The organism is Ideonella sp. (assembly GCF_035254525.1).
GTDB lineage: Bacteria > Pseudomonadota > Gammaproteobacteria > Burkholderiales > Burkholderiaceae_C > Ideonella.
On the sequence record NZ_DATFAN010000038.1, the window covers coordinates 1 to 8,343 of the forward strand.

Sequence of the window (8,343 nt, forward strand, 5' to 3'; positions counted from 1 at the left end):
GAATGTGACCCGCCAGGCGCCGACCAGCGCGCCGGCCCCGCCCACCCCGGCGGCGACGGCGCCCAGCAAGGCCAGAAAGGCAAGCGAGGTGCCCGACACCCAGGCGATCAGCCCGGGCGCGGGTGCGAGCGCCGTCACGGCCAGCGGCAGCGCCGCGCCGACCGCGAAACTGGCGGCCGACGCGAGCGCGGCCTGGACCGGCCGTGCGCTGAAGGCCTCGGAGATGCCGAGCTCGTCGCGTGCATGGGCGCCCAGGGCGTCGTGCCGCGTCAGCTGCTCGGCGACCTGCCGCGCCAGATCGGGCGCCAGCCCGCGGGCCACATAGATGGCGGTCAGTTCACGCCGTTCCGCCGCGGGGTCCGCTTCGAGTTCGGTCCGCTCGCGCGCCAGGTCGGCTTGCTCGGTGTCGGCTTGCGAATGGACCGAGACATATTCGCCGGCCGCCATCGACATGGCACCGGCCACCAGCCCCGCGACACCGGTGACCAGGATGTCGCCGTGGCTGGCGCTGGCGGCGGCCACGCCGACCACGAGGCTCGCGGTGGAGACGATGCCGTCGTTGGCGCCGAGCACGGCGGCGCGCAGCCAGCCGATCCGATCGGTCCGGTGCCACTCCGCGTGGCGGCGAAACGCAGGCATGGTGGGGGTGTCCTCGGGTTGATGGCGAACGTGCACTCACGAGCCGGAGCGCGGCAACTCCACCGTCAGCACCGCTCCGCCCTGCGCGGCGTTCGCCGCGCTCAGGCGGCCGCCGTGGCGCTCGACGACGCCGTAGCTGATCGACAGGCCCAGGCCGGTGCCCTTGCCGACCGGCTTGGTCGTGAAGAAGGGCTCGAAGACCCGCGTCAGGTGGGCCTCGGGGATGCCGGGGCCGTTGTCGCGGATCGCGACGCGCACGGTCGGCCCTTCGGCCTGCGCGGTGATCCAGACCGTCGGCGCCTGCCCGCCCGCGGGCGCCGCGGCGGCGGCGTCGTAGGCGTTCTGGATCAGGTTCATCATCACCTGCAGCAATTGCCCGGCGTTGCCGTGCACGCTGACCGGCGGCGACGGCGGCTGCCAGTGCACCTCGAGCGTCGGCGCCGTGCCCTTCTTCACCCAGTGGATCGCCTGTTCGATCACGCGGCCGAGATCGACCTCGGCCGATTCCTCGCGGTCGACCGCCGAGAAGCGCTTCAGCCCGTTGACGATGTCGGCCGTGCGTTGCGCGCCTTCGAGCGTGCCTTCGATCAGCGGCGGCAGGTCGTCCAGCAGGTGGTCGATGCGCAGCTTGGCGCGCATCGCGGCCAGTTCGCCCGCCGGCGCGCCGGCATGCACCGCGGCGAGGTACTGCTTCAGGCGGTCGATGTAGCGCCGAAGCGCGTGCACGTTGCCGAGCACGAAGCTGATCGGGTTGTTCAGCTCGTGCGCGACGCCGGCCACCAGCCGGCCGAGCGAGGCCATCTTCTCGGAATGCAGCAGTTGCTGCTGCGTGCGCTTGAGCGCCTCGTGGGCCTCCTGCAGCTGGTGGTAGGCGCGCTTCAACTCGCCCATCGGCCGGCCGACGAAGACGTAGCCGACGCGCCGCCCCGCCGCGTCCAGCCGCGGCGTGGCGTTCAGGTCCACCGGCACCGGCCCGCCCTGCGCATCGATCAGGTCGATCTCGACCACCGCGCCCGAGCGCGACGACAGCCGGCTCTCGACGATGCCGCGCACGCGCGATTGCGCATCGTCGCCGGCCAGCAGCGCGTAGACGCTGGTGCCGCGCAACGCCTCGTCGCTGCGGCCGACCAGCTCGCACAGCGCCGCGTTGGTCTCCTCGATCACGCCCTGCTCGTTGCAGGCGACCAGCACGTCGCTCATCGCGGTCAGCAGGCTGAAGATGAAGCGCTGCGAGCGTTCGAGCTCGGCGTTCTTCTCTTCCAGCGCGATCTCGTCGCGCACGAGCTGCGAGTAGACCTCGTCCATCTTCTGGATCACGTCCAGCCAGGTCTCCTCGGCCACGCCGTCGACCTGCGTGAGCTGGCGGCGCTGCTCGTCGCCGAGCGGCGATGGCGGGGGCTTCGGGTGGCGCTGCATGCTCAATGCACCGTGCAGACCATGCAGGGGTCGAAGGAGCGCACGATGTGCTGCACGGCGACCGGCGTCGTCTCGCCCTCGCGCACGGGCGCGCCTTCGAGCGCGCGCTCGAGCGCGCCGGGGGTGCCGGCGGCGTCGCGCGGAGAGAAGTTCCAGCTCGTCGGGGCGACGATCTGGTAGTTCGCGATGCGGCCGTCGCGCACCTGCAGCCAGTGGCCCAGGCTGCCGCGCGCGGCTTCGGTCAGGCCCACGCCTTCGCCGTCTTGCGGCAGCGGCGCACGCTCGCACCAGGGCTCGCCGGGGCGCAGCGCGCGCAGCCAGCTTTCCATCATCGGCACCACGCGGGCGAGCTCAATCAAGCGCCCCAGCACCCGTGTGTAGACCGTGCCACCGTGGCGGGCCACCGCCTCGCGCAGCAGCGGCTGGCCGGCGGCGAGCTGGCGCGCGATTGCGCCGGTCTCGATGACCTGCCCGCCCAGGCGCGGCGCCTTGTTCCAGGTGTAGGCCGCCGGCTTGTCCGGCGCGGGCTGCGTCAGCCCCTCGGCGGGGTGGCGCGGGCCGCCCTCGTCGGCCAGCCAGGTGTGGGTCGCGTCTTCGCTGATCGCGGCGGTGTCGAGCGGCTGGAAGCGTGCCGTGGCGGCATCCCACACGCCGGGCGGCGCCGCGTGGCTGCCGTCGGGCTGGCGGAAGCTGCCGTAGCAGAGGTAGCGCCCCGGGCCGGGCCCGAGCGCGTGCAGGCCGGCGTCGGCTGCAATTTCGAGGAAGAGGCGGAAATCGCCGGCCTCGTGCCTGGACAGTGCCGCCTCGCCATCGAGCGCGCCGATGGCTTCGAGCGGCGCGCCGAACAGCGTGTCTTCCAGAAACGCGCGGAACTCCTGCACCCGGGCCAACAGCCGTATGCGCTCGGCCGCCTCGACCGGCCGCGACGAGCCGCCGGGCTGCACGCTGTGGGTGTGTGGCCATTTGCCGCCCAGCGTGCCCATCAGCGTGAACCAGCGCTGGCGCGCGGCGATCGCGAGCCGCGCATGCGCGCCCTGCTGGGCCTCGAAGCGGCGCAGGGCTTCGGCATGCCAGGGCCGGCCGGCGTAGACGGCGCGGGTGAAATCGGGCATGAAGAACAGGTAGAAATGCGTCAGGTGGTCGGCCAGGTTCTCGATCGCCAGCATCAGGTTGATCACATGCTGGCCATTGGGCGGCACCTCGACGCCGCTCAACCCCGCCAGCGCCCGCGCGCTGGCCACCGATTGCGAGACCGAGCAGATGCCGCAGATGCGCGGCACATACACCATCGCATCGTGCGGCTCCTTGCCCTGCAGGATCTGCTCGAAGCCGCGGTACATCGGCGCATTGACCTGCGCCGAGCGCACGGTGCCGTCGGCGATGTCGAGCTGCACCTCGAGGTCACCCTCGACGCGGTTGAACGGGCCGACGACGAGGCGGGTCATTTCAGCCGCGTCTTTCGCACCGCCGGCGTCACCACCAGGTGGTCGGCGACGGCGTTCTGCTTCACGCGCTTGGGGGTGGCGCTCTTGGACAGCGAGGCCAGCGCGACGAACCAGGCCTTGGGCATGTCGGTCGGCAGGCCGATCGGGATGCCGGCGATCTTCGGCGTGGCGTGGAAGGGGTGACCCGGCTCCTGGAAGCCCGGCTCGGTGCAGCTCACGCAGGCGTAGCCGCCGCGCGTGCACGAGCCCTCGCCGTTCCACGGCCGGGTGTTGCAGTCGGCGTGGGCCTGCGTGCCCTTGCAGCCCATGTGCTCCATCATGCAGCCCTGGTCCGACGGCTTCTCGGCGCTGGCCTTGAACTCGTAGTACTCGTTGCGCGTGCAGCCGTGGTGCACGAGCTGGTCGGCGTAGAAGCGCGGGCGGTTCAGCGGGTCCAGGTCGGCCTCGCCGAACAGCCCGGCGGCCAGCGCCATCAGCGTGTCGGTCACCCAGCTCGGGTGCGTGGGGCAGCCGGCGATGTTGATGACCGGCAGGCCCGCCCGGCCGCGAAAGCCCGCACCCAGCAGGCCGCCGGGGCGGTCGTCCTCGTACTGCAGGCCGCAGGCTTCGGTCGGGTTGCGGCCCGGCCCCTCGCCGCCGGCGGTGATGCCGCCCCAAGCGGCGCAGCTGCCCACCGCCACCACGTGATCGGCCACCGCCGCGAGCCGCTTGACCCATTCGACCATCGGCACGCCGGTGCCGGCCAGCAGGTGGAAGCGGCCAGTGCCGTTGGGGCCGCGCAGCAACGAGCCTTCGATGCACAGCGCGTCGAGGCGCAGGCGCCCGTCCAGGCACTGCGCCAGCACGCCCAGCATCTCACCGCCGCTTTCGAGCGACAGCGACGGGTGCCACACCAGGTTGATGCCGCCGTGCCGCAGCAGGCCGGCGAAGTCGGCCGTGTCGGCGCACAGCAGCGACATGCTGCAGCCGCCGCAGCCGCCGGATTGCAGCCAGAGCACGTTGAACGCCGGCGTGGCCATGGTCACTTGTCCTCCAGCCCGTAGCGCAGCAGCTTCGCGCGCAGCCCCACGCGCGACAGGCCCAGCTCCTTCGCGGCGTGGGTCTTGTTCCAGCGCAGCCGCAGCATCACCTCGCGCAGCACCATGGCCTCGATGGCCTCCAGCCGCTGCGCGAGCGTGCCGGTCTGCGGCACGGGGGTCGGCGCGCCCGCGCGGGCGTTGGCCAGGCCGGCCTGGCCGTGCAGCACCTTCAGCGAGAAGGCCGAGGCCGGCACCGCCTCGCCGTCGGTCAGCGCGAGCGCGCGGCCGATCTCGTTGCGCAGCTCGCGGATGTTGCCAGGCCAGGGGTAGCCCATCAGCGTGGGCAGCACCTCGTCGGCGAAGCGCATGCCGGGCCGGCCCAGCTCGGCGCTTACGTCGCGCAGCAGGCGCTGGGCGATCGGCGCGATGTCGCCGGCGCGCTCGCGCAGCGGCGGCACCTGCAGCGTGACGCCGGCGATGCGGTAGTACAGGTCTTCACGGAAGCGCCCGGCGCGCACATCGTCTTCGAGCTGGCGGTGCGTCGCGGCGATCACGCGCACGTCCACCGGGATCGAGCGAGTCGAGCCGACCGGCCGCACCTCGCCCTCCTGCAGCACACGCAGGAGCTTGACCTGGAAGGCCGGCGTCGTCTCGCCGATCTCGTCGAGGAAGATGGTGCCGCCGTGCGCGCGCTGGAACAGGCCCACGTGGTCTTCGAAGGCGCCGGTGAACGAGCCACGCTTGTGGCCGAAGAGCTCGGATTCGAGCAGCGAATCGGTCAGCGCCGCGCAGTTCTCGATGACGAAGGGCGCCGCGGCACGCGGGCTGGCGTAATGCAGCGCGCGGGCGATCAGCTCCTTGCCGGTGCCGGACTCACCGAGCACCAGCACCGACAGGTCGTAGCGGGCTACGCGCGCGGCCATGGCGCACACGCCATCGAGCGGGCTGCCTGGCGCACGCTCGATGCGGCCGAAATCGAAGGCGCTGCGTGCCTTGGCCAGGCCCTCGCGGGCGCGCTGGCGCAGCGTGGGGGCGCCGGCACGCAGGTCCAGCTCGAGCCGGTGCAGGCCTTGCTGCAGCGTCTGGGTCTCGGCCGCGGTGCGCACCGTCTCGAGCAGCGCATCGGGCACCCAGGGCTTGAGGATGTACTGGTAGATGCCGGCCTCGTTCAGGCCCGCGATGATGTCCTCGCTGTCGGTGTAGCCCGACAGGATGATGCGCACGGTCGAGGGCCAGACCTCGCGCACTTCCTTCAGGAACTCGACGCCGCTCTGCCCCGGCATGCGCTGGTCGCACAGGATCACGTTGACCTCGTGCCGCGCCATCAGCGCACGCGCCTCGTCGGCGCTGCTCGCCGTGAGGATGCGGAACTCCTCGTCCAGCGTGCGGCGCAGTGCATCCTGCGAGCGCACCTCGTCGTCGACGACGAGCACCACCGGCAGCAGCTCGGCGGGCGGCGGGGTGCGCTCGGGAGCGTTCATTGCTTGCGGTGAACCGCGAGGTGGCGCGGCGTCCAGGCGTGGGCCAGCTTGTGCACGAAGTGGTAGCGCGCCACGTGGTAGCTCGGGTCGAAACCGTAGAAGTTGCGGTGCATCTGGGCCAGTTCTTCGCGGCGGTACTCGGCCAGCGGCTTGGTGGCCTCGTCGGCCGCGCGCCGCTGCTGCTTCTGCGCCAGCCGGGAAATTAGATTCTGCCCCGCCAGCGCCTGGGCCCGGGCCAGGGTTTCACGCAGGAAACCCGCGCCGCCACTGCCGAACGTGACGTCGATCAAGCCCAGCTCGGCCGCGGCGCGCGCCCCCAGCGGCAGCCGCTCGTGCATCAGCGCCTGCGCGCGCTCGGGGCCGATGCGCCGCGGCAGCAGATAGGTCCAGTACTCCGAGCCGTAGAGGTTGCCCATGTTGCGGTAGTGCGCATTGAGCACCACGCCCTCGTGCGCCCAGACCTCGTCGGCCGCCAGCGCGAGGAAGACGCCGCCGGCGCCCGCGTTGCCGCGCATCGCGGCGATCGTCACGCGGTCGGTCATGGAGATGATTTCCAGCGCCACGTCGTCGATCGCCTCGATGTTGCGCATCGATTCGTCGGCTGCGCTGTCGCCCTCGCGCTGCGCCGCGGCCTCGATCGTGTTCAGGTGGATGCCGTTGCTGAAGAAATCAGCGCCGCCGGTGAGCAGCAGCACCTGGGTGTCGCGGCGGCGGGCCTCGCCCAGCGCGTCGCGCAGGCGCCGGCACTGGCGGGTCGACATCGCGCCGTTGTAGAACTCGAAGGCCAGCACGCCGACGCGCGCGCCGGGCGGGCCGAGTTCCTCGTAATGCAGTTCGTCCCATTCGCCGGCGTCGCGCCGCAGGGGCACGGGCAGCTCGGGCAAGGCCGCCGCCTGCTCGGTGAAGGCGTCGGTGGCGGGCAGCTTGAGTGGCGGCTCGTCGTCGGGCGGGCCGGCGGTCGGCGCGCGGCGCGCGTGGCCGATCCAGACCCCGCCGTCCACCGTGCGGCGCAGCAGCGCGTTGGCACGCCGCGCCACCACCTCGCCCGGCGCGCCGGGCGGGGCGGCGGCCAGTGCGGCGGGCGTCACGGGGTGGGCGTCGAACAGGTGGCAGGCCTGGCCGAACAGCGCATCGGCCAGGCCGGGATTGCCGTCGCCGCTGCGGATGCGGCGCAGCACCTCGGCGCTGCCGTGGCGGGCCCAGTCGATCGCGCGCTCGGCCTGGCGAAGCAGCGGCCAGGGCTGGCCGCGCAGCGCAGCCAGCGCCGCCGGCGGGCCACCGACCAGGCCGATCGCTTCGAGCACCGCCTCGACCGCGCCGCACGTGACCTCATGGCGATACAGGCTGCCCTTGGCGGCCTCGCGCATCGGAAAGCCACGCCACGCGCGCACCGGCCCGGCATCGAACTCGCCGTCGGCCTGCAGCACCGTCACGCCCCACTCGGCCTCGCCGCGCAGCACCGCGCGGTCCAGCGCCGAAGGGCCGCGGTCGCCGGGGATGCCGGGGTGGACGACGAGGCAGGGCAGCGCGCGCCACACCGACTCCGGAATGCGACGCTTCAGGAACGGCGCGACGAGCACATCCGGCCGAAACAGCGTGACCGCCTCTTCGGTCACGCTGTCGGCGATGTCGAGTTCGACCGAGACCACGTGCCCACGCCGGCCGAGCTCACCGTGCAGCCGTTGCGTCAGGCTGTTGAAGCTGTGGGACAGCAGCAGGATGCGCAAGGTGGAACCGCGGCCCTCAGCAGATGCGGGGCAACTGCTCGCCGCTGAGCCAATCGACCACCCGCCGGCCGCCGAAGCGGGTGTTCATCTGCACGAAGTGGTGCGGATCATCGATGACGCTGCCGATGCGCCGCGCCGCCGCGCCGCGCGGGTGGGCCCGCATGGCCGCGAGCACCGCATCGGCCACCTCAGGCGCGCAGGCGGCGACCAGCTTGCCCTCGTTGGCCACGTACAGCGGGTCCAGCCCCAGCAACTCGCAGGCGGCATCGACCTGCGGCAGCACGGGGATCTCGGCTTCGTCGATCAGCATGCCGACGCCGGATTGTTTGGCGATCTCGTTCAGCGTGGTGGCCAGGCCGCCGCGCGTCGGGTCGCGCAGCACGCGCACGCCTTCGCCTCCCACGGCCAGCATCGCCGCCACCAGCCCGTGCAGCGCCGCGGTGTCCGATTCGATCGTGGTCTCGAACTCCAGCGACTCGCGTTTGGACAGCACCGCCACGCCGTGCTCGCCGATGGTGCCCGACAGCAGCAGCACGTCGCCCGGCCGCGCCCGCTCGCCGCCCACCTGCACCCCCGGTGGCACGACGCCAACGCCGGTGGTGCTGATGAACACGCC

General features: G+C 72.4%; 7 protein-coding genes. All 7 read right to left on the reverse strand.

Features of this window, described 5'->3' with window-relative positions:
- A partial coding sequence (locus VJ693_RS03810) for a VIT family protein (RefSeq protein WP_324152139.1) occupies window positions 1-639 on the reverse strand: 639 nt, incomplete at its 3' end.
- A gap of 36 nt (window positions 640-675) precedes the next feature.
- Window positions 676-2,055 (reverse strand): sensor histidine kinase, encoded by a 1,380-nt coding sequence (locus VJ693_RS03815; protein WP_324152140.1) that lies wholly within the window; start codon window positions 2,053-2,055, stop codon window positions 676-678.
- A 2-nt stretch (window positions 2,056-2,057) separates the two neighbouring features.
- Complete coding sequence (locus VJ693_RS03820; RefSeq protein ID WP_324152141.1) at window positions 2,058-3,500, reverse strand: nickel-dependent hydrogenase large subunit; 1,443 nt, start codon at window positions 3,498-3,500, stop codon at window positions 2,058-2,060.
- On the reverse strand, window positions 3,497-4,519 hold the full coding sequence (locus VJ693_RS03825; protein WP_324152142.1) for a HupU protein: 1,023 nt from the start codon (window positions 4,517-4,519) through the stop codon (window positions 3,497-3,499). Before VJ693_RS03825 ends, VJ693_RS03820 begins: the two co-directional genes overlap by 4 nt.
- Window positions 4,520-4,521: 2 nt before the next feature.
- Entirely contained in the window at window positions 4,522-6,000 is a 1,479-nt protein-coding gene (locus VJ693_RS03830) for a sigma-54 dependent transcriptional regulator (protein ID WP_324152143.1), read from the reverse strand.
- Window positions 5,997-7,727 carry an enoyl-CoA hydratase-related protein gene (locus tag VJ693_RS03835; protein ID WP_324152144.1) on the reverse strand — a complete coding sequence of 577 codons (1,731 nt, stop codon included), beginning with the start codon at window positions 7,725-7,727 and terminating at the stop codon, window positions 5,997-5,999. The genes VJ693_RS03830 and VJ693_RS03835 overlap by 4 nt, the downstream gene beginning before the upstream one ends.
- A gap of 16 nt (window positions 7,728-7,743) precedes the next feature.
- Window positions 7,744-8,343 (reverse strand): HypE family hydrogenase expression/formation protein (locus tag VJ693_RS03840; protein ID WP_324152145.1); only part of this gene is annotated, 600 nt, incomplete at its 5' end.